We start from the raw sequence: 16891 nt of genomic DNA, 5'->3' as shown, positions 1-16891 counted from the left end.
TCCAGCACTCGACACCGGGGCTCAGTAGGTGTCGGACGGGGCGGGGGCGGCCCCGGACGCGTCGAAGCCCGCCAGGACCGATGCCGTGCCGGACAGGCCCAGGCGGGTGGCGCCCGCCTCGATCATCGCGAGCGCCGTGTCCAGGTCGCGGATGCCGCCGGAGGCCTTCACGCCGAGCCGGCCACCACCGGCCGCGCCCACCGTCTGCGCCATGAGCGACACGGCGTGCACCGAGGCGCCGCCCGCGGGGTGGAAGCCCGTGGAGGTCTTCACGAAGTCGGCGCCCGCCGCCTCCGCGGCCTTGCACGCGCCGACGATCTGCTCGTCGTCCAGCGCCGCCGACTCGATGATCACCTTGAGCACCCGGTCGGCCGGGACGGCCGCCCGGACGGCCGCGATGTCGGCCTGCACCACGTCGAACCGGCCGGACCGCGCGGTGCCGACGTCGATCACCATGTCCACCTCGTCGGCGTCGTCCGCGACGGAGCGGGCCGCCTCGAACGCCTTGACGTCGGTCATGTGCTTGCCCGACGGGAAGCCGCACACCGTCGCGACGGCGAGCCGCCCGGCGGCGACCTCGACGGCCAGCGAGACGAACGACGGCGAGACGCACACCGAGAACACCCCGAGCCGCGCGCCCTCCTCCACGAGGGTGGCGACGTCGGCGGCGGTGGCCTCCGGCTTGAGCAGCGTGTGGTCCACGTACGCGGCCAGGGCCGCCTTGTCGCGGGGCAGGTCAGCGGTCATACGAGGGCACCTTCGACTTTCTGGAATCCGGGCAGGATGACCTGCTCCACGAGGTCGCGCCGCTCGTCGTGGTGCATGAAGGCACCCCAGGCGGCCGTGACGGTCACGTCCACGAGGTCGTCGAGCGTCCAGCCCGCCTCGTCGACGAGGAGCTTCATCTCGTGCGTCATCGACGTGCGGGACATCAGGCGGTTGTCCGTGTTGAGCGTGACGGCGAAGTCCAGCTCCTTGAGCCGTGTGATCGGGTGCTTCGCGATCGACTCCGCCGCGCCGGTCTGCAGGTTCGACACCGGGCACAGCTCGAGCGGGATCTGGTGGTCGCGGACCCAGTGCGCGAGGCGCCCCAGGTCGGCCGCGCCACCGTGGCCGTCGCCCGAGAGACCGGCCTCGGCCGGGTCGCCGTCGACCACGAAGGCGATGTCGTCGATGATCCGGGCCCCGTGGCCGAGCCGGTCGGCCTGACCGAGGTGCACGGCCTGCCCGATGGAGTCCAGGCCGGCGGCCTCGCCCGCGTGGATGGTCACCGGGACGTCGTGCTCGGCCAGGAAGCGCCAGACCGCGAGGTGGCGCGACGGCAGGAACCCGTCCTCCGGCCCCGCGATGTCGAAGCCCACGACGCCGCGGTCCCGGTGCGCCACAGCGAGGTCGGCCACCTCCTGCCAGCGGTCCGCCTGCCGCATCGCGCCCACGAGCTGGCCCACCCGGATGAGGTGCCCGTCGGCCGCGGCGGCCGCGATGCCGTCGTCGATGCCGGCCTGCACGGCCTCGACCGCCTCGTCCAGCGACAGGCCGCCCGCCAGGTGCTGCTCGGGCGCCCAGCGCTGCTCGGCGTAGACGACGCCGTCCGCCGCCAGGTCGAGCACGGCCTCCCGGGCGACGCGCGCCAGGTTGTCCGCGGTCTGCATGACGGCGATCGTGTGCGTGAAGGTCTCGAGGTACCGGACGAGCGAGCCGGAGTCGGCGGCGTCCCGGAACCAGGCGGCGAGCGAGTCCGCGTCGGAGGCGGGCAGGGGGTGCCCCGCGGCGTCGGCGAGCTCGAGGACGGTCTGCGGGCGCAGGCCGCCGTCGAGGTGGTCGTGGAGCACCACCTTGGGCAGGGCGCGGATCAGCGCCTCGCCGGGGCGCGCCCCGGGGTCTTGCGTGGTCATGCTGACAACCTACCGTCCGCCACCGACACGTCGGACCCGGTCGGGCTCAGTCCGGTCCGGCCGCCTCGTCCTCGTCGGCCGAGGCGTCGAGCGCCTGCTCCACCACGTCCGCCTCGTCGGCGTCGCCGTCGTTGTCCGGGCGTGGGGCGTCCGGGACGTACTCGTCGGGTTCGTGCGTGCTGTCGACCTCGGCGTCCGCGGGCGGGTCCAGGCCTGCGTCACGCCAGGAGTCGGGGCCGGGGAGCGTGCTCATGGGGGCCTCCTCGTCAGTCGGCTTCCATCGTCACCCGGGCGGCGCCCGCCCGCCACCGGCCCGGACGTTCGGGCAGCAGCACCCAGGCGACGTGCGGCCAGCCGCCGAACGCGGCGGTCAGGGCCTTGCGCACGCGCGCCGCCGTGCGGTCCGCGGTGGACGGCGACACCGCGGAGGACGTCGCCGGCGGCGGGTCCAGGAGCGCCGACACCGGTACCGTGTGCAGCCCGGCGCCGGACGGCTCGTACAGGACCGCGCTGCCCTCGGCGCCCTCGCCGTCCGCCAGGGTGAGCAGCACCACGTGCCGTGGCACGGCCGACTCCCAGCCGCCGGTGACGTCGCCGCCCGTGTACAGCGGCACCGGGATCCCGGCGCGGGCGGCGGCGACCGCAGCCTCCACCAGGGCCCGCGGCCCGGCCACCCGGTGCGTGTACCGCACACCGCCGTAGCTGGCGAACCGCGCGGCGCCCCAGGGGGGCGTGCCGTACGTGCGCGGCCAGCCCGCCACCACCAGCCCACGCTTGTTGGTCGCGGCGTGCACGGCGTGCTGGAGCCGCGCGAACCGGGCAGCGGGGTCGTCGTCGCTCGCGAGCCGCAGGGCCGCGCGCGGGTCACCGGCCAGCCCCAGCATGGCCAGCACCGCGGCGCCGCAGGTGGTCTCGTCCACCTGCACGGCGGCCGCCGTCGCACCGTCGAGCGACGGCAGGTTCAGCCGCCGCGGGAACCCGACCGTCCCCGTGCCCCGCTCGCGCGCCAGCGGGTCCAGCACGGAGCGCCGCGCGCGGGTGGTCACGAGCTCCAGGCGACGCTCGACGTCGTCGGGCACCGCGGGCCGCTCGAAGCGACCGCGGGGCGGCGGGGCGGGCACCGGACCAGCGAACGCGCGCGCGGCACCGAGCAGGGACGAAAGGCGCAATGTCGACGGCACCTCGTCAGGCTATGCCGGGCCGGGCCGACTCGCCGGTGCGCCACGCTGAGCGGCGCGGGTGACCCAGCACCGCGAACACGCAGGTCAGACGATCCGGTCCAGGACCACCGGCCGGTCGTGCACCAGCCCGGCACCGGCGAGGGCGCCCGCGCCGCCGTCCATGCTCGCCAGCATGCCTGCGGCCCCGGCGAAGATGCCCTCCAGCACCGTCTCCGCGCTCTCGTGCTGCACGTCCCAGCCTCCCGCGAGCGCCTCGCGCGCCCGCTCGAACCGCTCGGGGGTGTCGGTGTGCATGGTCAGGACCGGCTGGCCCTCGGCCACGCGCTCGCCCGGCTTGACGTGGATCTCGATGCCGGCGGCGGCCTGCACCGCGTCCTCCTTGCGCGCCCGCCCGGCGCCCAGGCGCCGGACGGCCACGCCCACGGCGTACGCGTCCAGGGAGGTCAGCACGCCGGACCGCGGCGCCACGAGCGTCTCGGTCTCCTTGGCGACGGGCAGCGGCGCGTCGACGTCGCCGCCCTGGGCAGCGATCATGGCGCGCCAGCGGTCCATGGCCCGGCCGTCGGCCAGGGCCTCGCGCACGTCGGCCTCGGAGGTGGGGCGGCCCGCGGCGTCGAGCATCTCGACGGCCAGCGCGACGGTCAGGTCCACGACGTCGGCCGGCCCGCCGCCGGCCAGCACCTCCAGCGACTCACGGACCTCCAGGGCGTTGCCCGCCGTCAGGCCCAGGGGCACGGACATGTCCGTGACGAGGGCGACGGTGCGCACGCCGGCGTCGGTCCCGAGGTCGACCATGGTGCGGGCGAGCTCGCGCGCGCTGTCCAGGTCCTTCATGAAGGCGCCCGAGCCCACCTTGACGTCGAGCACCAGGGCGCCCGTGCCCTCGGCGATCTTCTTGGACATGATCGAGCTCGCGATGAGCGGGATCGCCTCGACGGTGCCGGTCACGTCGCGCAGGGCGTAGAGCTTCTTGTCGGCCGGGGCCAGGCCCGCGCCGGCGGCGCAGATCACGGCGCCCACGGACTCGAGCTGCGCCATCATCTCCTCGTTCGTCAGGTCGGCGCGCCAGCCGGGGATCGACTCCAGCTTGTCGAGCGTGCCGCCCGTGTGGCCCAGGCCGCGGCCGGAGAGCTGCGGCACGGCCACGTCGAACGTCGCCACCAGAGGTGCGAGCGGCAGCGTGATCTTGTCGCCCACGCCGCCGGTGGAGTGCTTGTCCGCGGTCGGCCGGGACAGGCCGGAGAACGACATGCGCTCGCCCGACTCGATCATCGCGTGGGTCCACCGCGAGATCTCCGGCCGCGACATGCCGTTCAGGAGGATCGCCATGGTCATGGCGGACATCTGCTCGTCGGCCACCACACCGCGTGTGTAGGCGTCGACGAGCCAGTCGATCTGCGCGTCGGTCAGCGACTCGGCGTTGTCGCGCTTGGTCCGGATGATGTCGACGGCGTCGAACGGCTCGGTCATGAGGTTGCCTCCCGCACGTGGTCCAGGTCGCCCGGCCCGAAGGCCTGGGGCAGTACTTCGGTCATCGGCAGCACGCCGCGCGGGGTGTCCACCAGCAGCTCCGGCCCGCCGTGCTCCCACAGGAGCTGACGGCACCGGCCGCACGGCATGATCGTCTCGCCGAGCGCGTTGACGCAGGTGAACGAGGCCAGCCGCCCGCCCCCCGACATCACCAGGGCGCTGACCAGCGAGCACTCGGCGCACAGGGTGACCCCGTACGCCGCGTTCTCGATGTTCGCGCCGGTCAGCAGGCGCCCGTCGGCGGCGTAGGCCGCCGCCCCGACCCGGAAGTCGGAGTACGGGGCGTACGCCTTGCCGACGGCCTCACGGGCGGCGGCGCGCAGGCCCGCCCAGTCCACAGAATCTGACACGGACCCTATCCTCAGCCCTTGACGTACGGTTCGCCCGACGCGGCCGGCGGCCGCGAGCGACCGACCAGGCCCGCCACGGCGAGCAGGGTGACGACGTACGGCACCATGAGCATGAACTGGCTGGGCACGGGCGAGCCCACGACGGACAGCACGTTCTGCAGGTTGGACGCGAAGCCGAACAGCAGACCGGCGAACGCCGCACGCACCGGGTCCCACTTGCCGAAGATCACGGCGGCCAGGGCGATGTACCCGGCGCCGCCGGTCATGTTCTCGCCGAACTGGCTGAGCTGGACGGTGGTGTAGAACGCGCCGCCGAGACCCGCCACGGCGCCCGCGACGAGCACCGCGTTGTACCGGGTGCGCACCACGTCGATGCCGACGGTGTCGGCGGCCTTGGGGTGCTCGCCCACCGCGCGCAGGCGCAGGCCCCAGCGGGTGCGGTTGAGCGCGTACCAGACGGCGGGGACGGCGAGGAACATCAGGTAGATGAGCAGCGGCTGCCGGAACAGGACCGGACCGAGCACCGGGATGTCCGACAGGACCGGGATCGCCACCGGCGAGAACCGCGTGGTGGAGTTGAGCGTCTCGGCGCCCGGGACGAGCACCTGCGAGTACAGGAAGCTCGTGAGCCCCACGACGAGCACGTTGAGCACCACACCGACGATCACCTGGTTCACGTGGTACGTGATCGCGAACAGGCCCAGCACCAGCGACACGAGCGCCCCGGCCAGGACGGCGGCCGCCAGGCCGATCAGGGCGCTGTTGGTGATCGACGAGACGATCGCCGCGGTGAACGCCGCGCCGAGGAGCTGCGCCTCGATGGCGATGTTGACCACGCCCGCGCGTTCGCCGATGACGCCGCCCAGCGCGCCGTACACGAACGGCACGGACCAGAGCACGGCACCGCCGAGCAGGCCGACGACCGACAGGTCGCGGGGGCTGCCGGCACCGGCCCAGGCCAGAAAGCCGAGCAGGCCCGCGAGGGAGAAGACGACGACCAGCCAGACCGACGTCCGGCGCCCCCGTGCCGTCAGCACGAAGGCCAGGGCGGTCACCACGAGCATGACCGCACCGCACACCCAGGCCACCGTGGCGGCGGGCACGACGATCACCGGGATCTGGAAGAAGTCGCTGCGCTGGGACAGCAGGAACCGGGTGTCGCCCGAGTGCGGCACCGCCACGAGCAGCAGCGCGTACAGGACGGTCACGGTGAGCAGCACGCCCGCCGTCTTCCACGACACGAGCGTGACCGTCCGCGTCGTCTCCGAGAGCGGCGCGTCCAGCTGGGTGGTCTTGTGGTCGGCGCTCACGCGGCCGCCTCCTTCCGGTTCCGGTTCGCCCGCGGCTTCCGCGCCGCCCGACGGCGGGCCGGGTCCGGCAGCCGGAAGATGGCGCGGACCAGTGGCGGTGCCGCGATGAACAGCACGATGAGGGACTGCACCACGAGCACGATGTCGCTGGGCACCCCCTCGGCGGCCTGCATGGTGGTGCCGCCCGCCTTGAAGGCACCGAACAGGATGCCGGCGGCGAGCACGCCCCACGGGCTGGAGCCGCCGAGCAGGGCGACCGTGATCGCGTCGAAGCCGATGCCGGCGTCGATGTCCGAGCTGAAGCCCGTGGTGACCGCGCCCAGCACCTGCGAGGCTCCGGCCAGGCCCACGAGGCCACCGGCGACGAGCATCGAGTTCACCGTGGCCCGGCTGGTGTCGATGCCGGCCACGCGGGCGGCACGCGGGTTCTCCCCGACCGCGCGGAACCCGAACCCGGTCGACGAGCGGTTGAGCAGCCACCACACGCCGACGACGGCGAGCAGCGCGAGCACGAAGCCCCACGTCAGGTTGAACCGGTCGCCCAGCAGGGTGGGCAGCTGCGCCGACTCGGGCGTCGGCGGGGTCTTCGGGTTGGACGACCCGGGCGCCTGGAGCAGGCCGGGCGTCGCCAGGAAGTACGAGATCAGGTAGAACGCGACGTAGTTGAGCATGATCGTGACGATCACCTCGTGGGCGCCGGTCCGGGCCTTGAGGAAGCCGGCGATCCCGGCCCACAGCGCACCCGCGGCGATCCCCGCGACGAGCGCGAGCAGCAGGTGCAGCGGGAACGGCACGCCGCTCACGCCGAAGCCGACCCAGCCGGCCGCCGCCGCGGCCACGAGCATCTGCCCCTGACCGCCGATGTTGAACAGGCCCGCGCGGAACGCGAGCGCCACGCCGAGACCGGCCGCGATGAGCGGCGTCGCATAGCTGAGCGTCTCCGTCAGCGGACGGATCGCCGTGACGAAGTCCGTCGCCTGGAGGTTCACGACCGAGCCGCGGAACAGCGCCGCGTAGGCACCGCCGACGGCCTGCCCGACCGCGACGAAGGTGTCGCTCGGCCGGGCGAAGAAGTAGCTCGACGCCTCCTTCACGGCGTCGTTCGTGAACACGATCATGACCGAACCGACCAGGACCGCGAGCACCACGGCGCCCACGGACACGGTCCAGGAGCTCGTCATCGCCTGCTGCAACGCCGTGGCCATGCGGCCGGCCGTGTCGGGACCTGGCTCGGCGGCCGGCGCGCCGGACACGCGTGCGCGCTCCTGCTCCAGCTCCTCCGCCTCGCCGGGCTCGAGGCCCGGCTCCTGCTCGGGGTTCGTCCCCGACTCGGGCGTGCTCACGCCGTCTCCTCTCCGCGCGAACCTGCGCTGCTCGTCCGGCTCACGCGACCTCTCCCTGGGCTTCCTGCGGCGAGATCCCCGCCATCATGAGTCCGAGCACGTCGCGGGGGGTGTCCGCGGGCACGATCCCGACGACCTTGCCGCGGTACATGACCATGATCCGGTCGGCCAGCGCCACGGCCTCGTCCAGCTCGGTGGAGACGACCATCACCGGCACGCCCGCGTCGCGGGTCTCCACGATCCGCTTGTGGATGAACTCGATGGAGCCAACGTCGACGCCGCGCGTCGGCTGCGCGGCGACGAACAGCCGCAGGTCGCGCGACAGCTCGCGGGCCAGGACGACCTTCTGCTGGTTACCGCCCGACAGGCGCCCGACGGGCGTGGTGATGCCCTGGGTGCGCACGTCGAACTCGGCCACCTTCTCCTGCGCGAACCGGTCGCGGTAGCCGAGCTGCAGCGCGCCGCCCTTGACGAACGGCGGGCCGTCGGAGCGGTCGAGCATGAGGTTCTCGGCGATGGTGAACTCGCCGATGAGCCCGTCGAGCGTGCGGTCCTCGGGCACGAAGCCCACACCCTCGTCGAGGATGCGGCGCACCGTGCGGCCGACGAGCTCCTTGCCGTCGAGCCGGATGCTGCCCGACACGTCGCCCTCCAGGCCGATGAGGGCCTCCGTGAGCTCGGTCTGGCCGTTGCCTTGCACTCCGGCCACGACGAGCACCTCGCCGCCCCGGATCTCGAAGCTCACGTCGTCCACCACGACGGCGCCCGACGGACTGGTGACCACCAGGTTGCTGACCTGCAGGCCGTTGTCACGCAGCACCGGCGCGCCCTTCTGGACGGTCAGCTCGACGGAACGGCCCACCATGAGCGAGGCGAGCTCGGCGTCCGACGCCGTCGGTGAGGCCTCGCCCACCACCTTGCCGTGGCGGATCACCGTGATGCGGTCCGCCACGGCACGCACCTCGCGCAGCTTGTGGGTGATGAACACGATGGCCGCGCCCTCGTCGCGGAGCTGGCGCATGATCGCCATCAGCTCGTCGGTCTCCTGCGGCGTGAGCACCGCGGTCGGCTCGTCAAAGACGAGCACGTCCGCGTTCCGCGACAGCGCCTTGATGATCTCCACGCGCTGCTGGACGCCCACCGGCAGGTCCTCGACCACGGCGTCGGGGTCGACGTGGAACCCGAACCGGGCGGAGATCTCGCGCACCTGCGCGCGGGCCGCCTCGAGGTCGAGCCGCCCGCCACCGCGGGTCTGCTCGTGGCCGAGCATGACGTTCTCGGCGACCGTGAAGACGGGCACGAGCATGAAGTGCTGGTGCACCATGCCGATGCCCGCGCCCATGGCGTCGCCAGGCCCGGCGAAGTCCTGGACCACGTCGTCCAGGAGGATCTCGCCCTCGTCGGCCTGGTAGAGGCCGTAGAGCACGTTCATCAGGGTGGACTTGCCAGCCCCGTTCTCGCCGAGGAGCGAGTGGATCTCGCCTGGCTGCACGACCAGGTCGATGTGGTCGTTCGCGACGAGCGCGCCGAAGCGCTTGGTGATGCCGCGCAGCTCGAGCCGCATTGGAATCCTTCCCGAAATGGGGTCCTGCTCATGACAGGTCCCGGGGCACACGGCGCGCGCCGTGCCCCCCGGGACCATCTTGCGTCAAGTCTCGGTCATTCGACCGACGGGCCCTGACGGGCCCTCACCCGGCGATCACTTCGCGAGGTAGGACTCCACCTCGACGTCGCCCGCGATGATGGACTCCTTGAGGGTCTGGACCTCTTCCCACAGGGCCGGGTCGACCTTGTCCTCGAAGTTGTGCAGCGGCGCGATGTCCACGCCGCCGTTCTCGAGGGTGCCCACGTACGGGGTCGGGTCGAACTCGTCGTTGCCCGAGGCCAGGACGGCCTCCTTGGTCGAGACGTCCATCCCCTTGAGGATCGAGGTGAGCACGACGTCCTGGGTGGTCGGGTCCGACTCGTAGAAGTCGGCGTCCACGCCGATGAGGGCGACGTCCTCGCCCGAGTCGGCGATGGCGTCCATCGCGGACTGGTAGATCGGGCCACCGACCGGCAGGATCACGTCGACGCCCTGGTCGAGGACGTTCTGCGCGGTCTGCTTCGCCGCCGGGTCGGCCGCGAAGCCGCCCGTGAACGAGCCCTTCTTGCCGTCCCAGCCGACGAGCTCGACGTTCTCGCCCTTGGTCTCGTTGTAGTAGTCGACGCCCTGCTTGAAGCCGTCCATGAAGATGGTCACGGTCGGGAAGTCCATGCCGCCGAAGGTGCCGACCTTGCCGGCCTCCGAGTAGCCCGCGGCCAGGTAGCCCGCGAGGAACGCGGCCTGCGCCGTGTCGTACAGCAGCGGCTTGATGTTCTCGGCGTCGGCGGTGCCGTCGAAGTCCGCGTCCGCGGCGTCGTCGACCAGGATGTAGTCGATGTCGGGGTTGGCCGTCGCCGACTCGACGGTGGCCGCGGACAGCGCGAAACCGACGGTCACGATGGCGTTGCAGCCCTCGCCGACGAGCGACTCGACGTTGCCCTTGTACTCGCTCTCGGACGTCGACTGCACGTCGACGAGCTCGGTGCCGAGCTCCTCGGCAGCCGCCGTCGCCCCCTCGAAGCTGAGCTGGTTGAAGCTCTTGTCGTCGAAGCCGCCGGCGTCCGACACGATGCACGGCTTGAAGTCACTGGCGGCGGCAGACCCGTCGCCGGTGCTCTCGGTGGGGGCCTCGCCGCATGCCGCGAGCGCGAGCGCCGCTGCTCCCGCAAGCGCGGTAAGCCGAACAGCCTTCTTCACTGGTGCTCCTTCGATGATCCAGACGGGCCATGGTACAGACAGGTCTGAGGCCCTATACCGCATCGAGGGTAGCCAGCGCATCTCGCGTTTCGCGTTTCGAGACGGTAACCGGAGTAAGTCGTTACCGAAGCGTCACCGACAGGAACATCCCCGCGTCGGCGCGGTCAGCGCGCGGCGAACTGCGCCAGCGCCCGCACGCCCACACCGATCGCCCGCTCGTCGACCACGAGGTCGCCCTGGTGCAGGTCGTACGTGCGGCCGCCGGGGGTGCGCACGCCGAGCCGCGCCATGGTGCCCGGGACCTTGCGCAGGTACCACGCGAAGTCCTCGCCGCCCATGGACTGTTCGGTGAGCTGCACGGCGTCGGGGCCGACGGCGTCGCGCACCGCGTCCTCCAGGTCGCAGGTGGCCTCGGTCTGGTTCTCGACCGGCGGCACGCCGTGCGTGACGGTCACCGAGACGCCCACCTGGTAGGGGGCCACGACCTGCTCCACGGCCTCGCGCACCAGCTCGCCGGCCTTCTCCCAGGCGCGCACGTCGAGGCAGCGCAGCGTGCCCTTGACCACGCCCGTCGAGGGGATCGCGTTCGGCGTCGAGCCCGCCTGCACGGCGCCCCAGGTGAGGTTCACGCCCGAGCGCGGGTCGAGGCGCCGGCCCAGCACCGCCGGGGTCTGGGTGATGACCTGGCCGAGCGCGAACACGACGTCGCCGGTCAGGTGCGGGCGCGAGGTGTGCCCGCCGGCCGACGTGATGGTCACGATGACGGAGTCGCTGGCCGAGGTGATGGGCCCGATGCGCGTGCCCACGTGCCCGACGTCGAACTTCGGGTCGCAGTGCAGCGCGGCCATCCGGTCGACGCCGTCGAGCTCGGAGGTGCGGTTGATGATGTCCTCCGCGCCGCCGGGGAAGACCTCCTCGGCGGGCTGGAAGAAGAGGCGGACGCCGCGGCGCAGCCGCCCCTCGGCGTGCAGCCGGGCGAGCACGAGGCCCGCGCCCAGCACCACGGTGGTGTGCACGTCGTGGCCGCAGGCGTGGGCGACGCCCGGCACCGTCGAGGCGAACTCGACGCCGCTGGTGTCCTGCAGCGGGAGGGCGTCCAGGTCGGCGCGCAGACCCACCCGGCCCTCGCCGTCGGGGCCGCGGTCGGGGCCGATGTCGCAGACCAGGCCCGAGCCGATGGGCAGCAGGCGGGGCTCCAGGCCGGCGGCCCGCAGACGGTCGGCGACGGCCTGCGTGGTGCGGGTCTCCTTGCGGGACAGCTCAGGGTGCGCGTGGACGTCGCGGCGGAACGCGACGAGCTCCGCGTCCAGGCCCTCGGCCAGCTCGCCCACCCGGGCGGCCAGCTCGGCGACGACGTCCGTCGTGTTGCCCCCGGGCACGTCGCCGACCGGCATCTCGTCGTTCGAAACGATCAGATCGAAATCGGCGAGACTGACGGGCGGCTGGGTCGGGTTCACCATCTCAAGGTAGCGCTGTCCGCCCCGCGAGACACGGCCAGGGCGCATACGTCCCACCATTCGGACAAGCCTGATACGCACCCCCGGCCCGTCGCACGAGAACCGGGTGGGCGGCTCAGAGCAGGTCCTCGCGCCCCCGCTCGCGCACCGCCGCCACGACGTCCTTGACCTGCTGCGCCCGGGCCCGCGTGGTGACCAGCAGCGCGTCGGGGGTGTCCACCACGACGACGTCGTCCAGCCCCAGCACCGTCACGAGCCGGCCCGACGCCGGGACCACCACCGACCCCGCGCTCTCGATGCGCAGCACGTCGCCGGGGTCACCGAGCACCTTGGCGCCGCGGTCGTCGTCGGACGGCAGGAGCACGGCGAGCGAGTTGTAGTCCCCGACGTCGTCCCACCCGAAGGTGCCCGGCACCACGGCCACGCCGCCCGCGGCGGCCACCGGCTCGGCCACCGCGTGGTCGATGGCGATCTTCTCCAGGCCCGGCCACTCCTGCGCCAGCACGGTGGACCGCCGCGGCGTGTCCCAGGCGTCGGCGACGCGGCGCAGCGCGTCGTGCAACGCCGGTCGCTGCTCGCCGAGGTGGCCCAGCAGCACGGAGGTGCGCGAGACGAACATGCCCGCGTTCCACCGGTACTCCCCCGAGGCGAGGTAGGCACGCGCGGTCGCGGCGTCGGGCTTCTCCGTGAACCCCCGCACGTGCAGCGTGTGCGGGGCACCCTCGACGCCGAGCGGTTCGCCCGAGCGCACGTAGCCGAACGCCGTGGACGGGCGGGACGCGGCGATGCCGACGGTGGTGACGTACCCGGCCCGCGCGGCGGCCACGGCCTCACGGACGGCGAGCTGGAACGCGCGCGTCCCGTTGATCACGTGGTCGGCCGCGAACGAGCCGATCACCACGTCGCCGTGCCGCCGTTCCAGCACCGCGGCCGCCAGGCCGATCGCCGCCATGGACTCGCGCGGGGCGGGCTCGGCCAGCACCGCGGTGTCGGACAGCCCGGGCAGCTGCGCACGGCAGGCGGCGACGTGCTGCTCGCCGGTGACCAGCACGACGCCGTCGGGGCCCGCCAGCGGCCGCAGCCGGCGCTCCGTGGCCTGGAGCAGGGACTCGCCCGCACCCACCAGGTCGTGCAGGAACTTGGGCTCCCCGCCGCGCGAGAGCGGCCAGAGCCGGGTACCGGACCCACCGGCCGGTACCACTGCGAAGAAGTCGTCGATCGGGGACGATAGGTCGGCGGCCGAAGTCATGCCCCGCAGGATGTCAGCCGGACACCGTTCCCGCAGCCAAAGATCGCCGAATTCCGGGCGAACCCTGGCTGATCCCAGGGTCGGGCCCGGGCGGAACGCACGAGCAACCTGACGGGTGCCCGAAGCGGCGACATCTCCCCTGTGGGATCAGTCACAAAGGCCGCGTCTTGATGCCCGTCAGGGCTGCCGGGCGGCGATCGAGGCGACCAGTTGTCATTACAGTGGGGACCAGCCACCCCCCAGCCGGACAGCCATAGGAGGCTCCCGAAGTGCCCACCGCACCAGCAGGCACGTTGTACCGCGGCCGAGAAGGCATGTGGTCGTGGGTCGCGCACCGCGTGACCGGCGTGCTCATCTTCTTCTTCTTGCTCGTGCACGTGCTCGACACCGCGCTGGTCCGCGTGTCCCCCGAGGCGTACAACGCAGCGATCGGCACGTACCAGACCCCGATCATGGGTCTCGGCGAGGCCGGCCTCGTCGCGGCGATCGTCTTCCACGCCTTCAACGGCATCCGCATCCTGCTGGTGGACTTCTGGGCCAAGGGCCCGAGGTACCAGAAGACGATGCTCTGGGTGGTCGTCGGTCTCTTCGTCGTGACGATGGCGGGCTTCCTGCCGCGTCACCTCATCAACGTCTTCTCGGGGGGTCACTGATGACACACGGCACCGCAGCGGTCGCGAAGGTCGACTCCCCGCGCTCCCCGTACGCACGCCGCAAGACGACGCGCGGCAACTACGAGCTCTACTCCTGGGTCTTCATGAGGGCGTCCGGGGTGGTGCTGCTCGTCCTCATCTTCGGCCACCTCTTCGTGAACCTGATGGTCGGCGACGGCGTGCACGCCATCGACTTCGGCTTCGTGGCCGGCAAGTGGTCCAACCCGATGTGGCAGGTCTGGGACCTGCTGATGCTGTGGCTCGCCATGATCCACGGCACCAACGGCGTGCGCACCATCATCAACGACTACGCCACCCGGGACCTGACGCGCGGCATCCTCAAGGGCCTGCTCTTCCTGGCGTTCACCGTCGTGGTCGTGCTGGGCACCCTCGTGATCTTCACGTTCGACCCGTGCCCGCCGGACGCGCCCGCAGAGCTGCTCGCCTCCTTCTGCACGGCCTAGCGCTCCCGCACGACCGGCACACCCCCAGCCCCACACTCCGAACCTCATAGCAGGAGGCATCGAGCCCGATGCAGACCCATCAGTACGACGTCGTGATCGTCGGCGCCGGCGGCGCAGGTATGCGAGCCGCCCTGGAGTCGTCGAAGGAGGCCCGCACCGCGGTGATCTCCAAGCTGTACCCCACCCGCTCCCACACGGGTGCCGCCCAGGGCGGCATGGCCGCGGCCCTCGCCAACGTCGAGGACGACAACTGGGAATGGCACACGTTCGACACCGTCAAGGGCGGCGACTACCTCGTCGACCAGGACGCGGCCGAGATCCTTGCCAAGGAGGCCATCGAGTCGGTCCTCGACCTGGAGCGGATGGGCCTCCCGTTCAACCGCACCCCCGAGGGCAAGATCGACCAGCGCCGGTTCGGCGGGCACACCCGGGACCACGGCCAGTCCGCCGTGCGCCGCGCGTGCTACGCCGCCGACCGCACCGGCCACATGATCCTCCAGACGCTCTACCAGAACTGCGTGAAGCAGGACGTCGAGTTCTTCAACGAGTTCTACGTGCTGGACCTCATCACCGACCACGACCTCACCACCGAGGAGATCGCGGACGGCGAGGAGGTCAACGCCACCGGCGTCGTCGCGTACGACCTGGCCACCGGCGAGATCCACGTGTTCCAGGCCAAGGCGATCATCTTCGCCACCGGCGGCGCGGGAAAGATCTTCAAGACCACCTCGAACGCCCACACCCTCACGGGTGACGGCATGGCCCTGGCGTACCGCCGCGGCCTGCCGCTGGAGGACATGGAGTTCTTCCAGTTCCACCCGACAGGCCTCGCGGGCCTGGGCATCCTCCTGTCGGAGGCCGCCCGCGGCGAGGGCGGCATCCTGCGCAACTCCGAGGGCGAGCGCTTCATGGAGCGCTACGCCCCCACCATCAAGGACCTGGCGCCGCGCGACATCGTGGCCCGGTCGATGGCGAACGAGGTGCGCGAGGGCCGCGGTGCCGGCCCGAACAAGGACTACGTGCTGCTCGACCTGACGCACCTGGAGCCGGCGCACATCGACGCCAAGCTCCCGGACATCACGGAGTTCGCGCGCACCTACCTCGGCATCGAGCCGTACACCGAGCCCGTCCCGGTCTACCCCACGGCCCACTACGCGATGGGCGGCGTGCCGACCAACGTGCAGGGCGAGGTGCTGCGCGACGGCGTCAACGTCGTCAAGGGGCTCTACGCCGCCGGCGAGGTCGCGTGCGTGTCGGTGCACGGCTCCAACCGCCTCGGCACCAACTCGCTGCTGGACATCAACGTGTTCGGCAAGCGGTCCGGCCGGGCCGCCGCCGCGTACGCGAAGACGGCCCAGTTCCACGACCTGCCCGAGGACCCGACGGCCCGGGTGGTGGCGCAGCTCGACGAGATGCGCAACCGGCCCGAGGGCGAGCGCGTGGCGGACATCCGCAAGGCGCTGCAGGACACCATGGACCTCAACGCCCAGGTGTTCCGTACCGGCGAGTCGCTGAACCAGGCCCTGTCGGACATCCGCGAGCTGCAGAAGCGCTACCGCAACGCGTCGGTGCAGGACAAGGGCAAGCTGTTCAACACCGACCTGCTGGAGGCCATCGAGCTGGGCTTCCTGCTGGACATCGCCGAGGTCACGGTGGTCGCGGCCATCAACCGCAAGGAGTCGCGCGGTGGTCACTACCGCGAGGACTTCCCCGACCGCGACGACAAGAACTACATGCTGCACACGATGGCCTACCGACGTCCGCCCGAGGCGTCGGACCAGGCCGAGGGCCACGTGGAGGGCTACTTCGACCACGTCGAGGAGTTCGACGGCTACAAGGTCGTCCTGGGCTCCAAGCCCGTCATCCAGACCCGGTACGAGCCGATGGAGCGTAAGTACTGATGACTGCCACACTCGAAGCCGCCGCACCGACCCCCGCGGGCGAGATCCCCTCGTTCACGGTCACGCTGCGGATCCGGCGGTTCAACCCCGAGGTGTCCGACGAGGCCACCTGGCAGGACTTCACCGTCGAGGCGCACGGCACCGACCGTATCCTCGACGCCCTGCACAAGATCAAGTGGGACGAGGACGGCTCGCTCACGTTCCGCCGCTCCTGTGCGCACGGCGTGTGCGGCTCGGACGCGATGCGGATCAACGGCCGCAACCGCCTGGCCTGCAAGACGCTCCTGAAGGACGTCAACCCCGACAAGCCGATCACCGTCGAGCCCATCAAGGGCCTGCCGGTCGTCAAGGACCTCGTGGTCGACATGGAGCCGTTCTTCGCCTCCTACCGCGAGATCATGCCGTTCCTCATCACCACGGGGAACGAGCCCTCCAAGGAGCGCTACCAGTCCCCCGAGGACCGCGCGCGGTTCGACGACACGACCAAGTGCATCCTGTGCGCCGCGTGCACGTCGTCCTGCCCGGTGTTCTGGACGGACGGCCAGTACTTCGGCCCGGCCGCGATCGTGAACGCGCACCGCTTCATCTTCGACAGCCGTGACGAGGGTGGCTCGCAGCGCCTGGAGATCCTCAACGACAAGGAGGGCGTGTGGCGCTGCCGCACGACCTTCAACTGCACCGAGGCCTGCCCCCGCGGCATCGAGGTCACCAAGGCGATCCAGGAGGTCAAGCGCGCGATGATCACCCGCGCGTTCTGATCCCACCCCGCCGCAGAA

The 16891-nt window shown here is 71.8% G+C and carries 16 protein-coding genes; 4 read left to right on the top strand and 12 right to left on the bottom strand.

Annotation, left to right across the window (positions count from 1 at the left end; genetic code table 11):
* Positions 1-21: 21 nt before the first annotated feature.
* The 12 genes from deoC to ACIBBF_RS19735 form a co-directional block, all read right to left on the bottom strand.
* On the bottom strand, positions 22-747 hold the full coding sequence (gene deoC / locus ACIBBF_RS19790) for a deoxyribose-phosphate aldolase (protein ID WP_397416676.1): 726 nt from the start codon (positions 745-747) through the stop codon (positions 22-24).
* The gene (locus tag ACIBBF_RS19785) at positions 744-1895 is read right to left on the bottom strand and encodes an adenosine deaminase (protein ID WP_397416674.1); all 1152 of its coding nucleotides are present in this window, start codon (positions 1893-1895) and stop codon (positions 744-746) included. Before ACIBBF_RS19785 ends, deoC begins: the two co-directional genes overlap by 4 nt.
* A gap of 46 nt (positions 1896-1941) precedes the next feature.
* Positions 1942-2148 (bottom strand): hypothetical protein, encoded by a 207-nt coding sequence (locus ACIBBF_RS19780; RefSeq protein ID WP_397416672.1) that lies wholly within the window; start codon positions 2146-2148, stop codon positions 1942-1944.
* 13 nt (positions 2149-2161) lie between these two features.
* Complete coding sequence (locus ACIBBF_RS19775; RefSeq protein WP_397416670.1) at positions 2162-3076, bottom strand: hypothetical protein; 915 nt, start codon at positions 3074-3076, stop codon at positions 2162-2164.
* An 84-nt stretch (positions 3077-3160) separates the two neighbouring features.
* Positions 3161-4546: a thymidine phosphorylase gene (locus ACIBBF_RS19770; RefSeq protein WP_397416668.1), complete on the bottom strand. Its 1386-nt coding sequence runs from the start codon at positions 4544-4546 to the stop codon at positions 3161-3163.
* Positions 4543-4956, bottom strand: coding sequence for a cytidine deaminase (locus ACIBBF_RS19765; RefSeq protein WP_397416666.1), 414 nt, complete (start codon positions 4954-4956; stop codon positions 4543-4545). The genes ACIBBF_RS19770 and ACIBBF_RS19765 overlap by 4 nt, the downstream gene beginning before the upstream one ends.
* 11 nt (positions 4957-4967) lie before the next feature.
* Positions 4968-6266 (bottom strand): ABC transporter permease, encoded by a 1299-nt coding sequence (locus ACIBBF_RS19760; RefSeq protein WP_397416664.1) that lies wholly within the window; start codon positions 6264-6266, stop codon positions 4968-4970.
* On the bottom strand, positions 6263-7609 hold the full coding sequence (locus tag ACIBBF_RS19755) for an ABC transporter permease (RefSeq protein WP_397416662.1): 1347 nt from the start codon (positions 7607-7609) through the stop codon (positions 6263-6265). The genes ACIBBF_RS19760 and ACIBBF_RS19755 overlap by 4 nt, the downstream gene beginning before the upstream one ends.
* Positions 7610-7649: 40 nt before the next feature.
* Entirely contained in the window at positions 7650-9173 is a 1524-nt protein-coding gene (locus tag ACIBBF_RS19750) for an ABC transporter ATP-binding protein (RefSeq protein ID WP_397416660.1), read from the bottom strand.
* Positions 9174-9308: 135 nt separating this feature from the next.
* Complete coding sequence (locus ACIBBF_RS19745) at positions 9309-10391, bottom strand: BMP family protein (protein ID WP_397416658.1); 1083 nt, start codon at positions 10389-10391, stop codon at positions 9309-9311.
* 164 nt (positions 10392-10555) lie between these two features.
* Entirely contained in the window at positions 10556-11785 is a 1230-nt protein-coding gene (locus ACIBBF_RS19740; protein ID WP_397416899.1) for an amidohydrolase, read from the bottom strand.
* Between the two features lie 178 nt (positions 11786-11963).
* Positions 11964-13097, bottom strand: coding sequence for a mannose-1-phosphate guanylyltransferase (locus ACIBBF_RS19735; protein ID WP_397416656.1), 1134 nt, complete (start codon positions 13095-13097; stop codon positions 11964-11966).
* Between the two features lie 269 nt (positions 13098-13366).
* Here ACIBBF_RS19735 and sdhC point away from each other — a divergent pair, with 269 nt between their 5' ends.
* The 4 genes from sdhC to ACIBBF_RS19715 all read left to right on the top strand — a co-directional run bounded on the left by sdhC (position 13367) and on the right by ACIBBF_RS19715 (position 16873).
* Complete coding sequence (gene sdhC, locus ACIBBF_RS19730; protein WP_397416653.1) at positions 13367-13750, top strand: succinate dehydrogenase, cytochrome b556 subunit; 384 nt, start codon at positions 13367-13369, stop codon at positions 13748-13750.
* Positions 13750-14214 (top strand): succinate dehydrogenase hydrophobic membrane anchor subunit, encoded by a 465-nt coding sequence (locus ACIBBF_RS19725; RefSeq protein WP_397416651.1) that lies wholly within the window; start codon positions 13750-13752, stop codon positions 14212-14214. The genes sdhC and ACIBBF_RS19725 overlap by 1 nt, the downstream gene beginning before the upstream one ends.
* A 68-nt stretch (positions 14215-14282) precedes the next feature.
* Complete coding sequence (gene sdhA, locus ACIBBF_RS19720) at positions 14283-16115, top strand: succinate dehydrogenase flavoprotein subunit (RefSeq protein ID WP_397416649.1); 1833 nt, start codon at positions 14283-14285, stop codon at positions 16113-16115.
* Complete coding sequence (locus tag ACIBBF_RS19715; RefSeq protein ID WP_397416647.1) at positions 16115-16873, top strand: succinate dehydrogenase iron-sulfur subunit; 759 nt, start codon at positions 16115-16117, stop codon at positions 16871-16873. The genes sdhA and ACIBBF_RS19715 overlap by 1 nt, the downstream gene beginning before the upstream one ends.
* Positions 16874-16891: the final 18 nt, after the last annotated feature.

Origin of the sequence: Promicromonospora sp. NPDC050880 (assembly GCF_044456525.1) — a bacterium.
In the GTDB taxonomy this organism is placed as follows: domain Bacteria; phylum Actinomycetota; class Actinomycetes; order Actinomycetales; family Cellulomonadaceae; genus Promicromonospora.
Note: the sequence above shows the minus strand (reverse complement) of the source record. Positions and strands in the feature narration are given on the sequence as shown.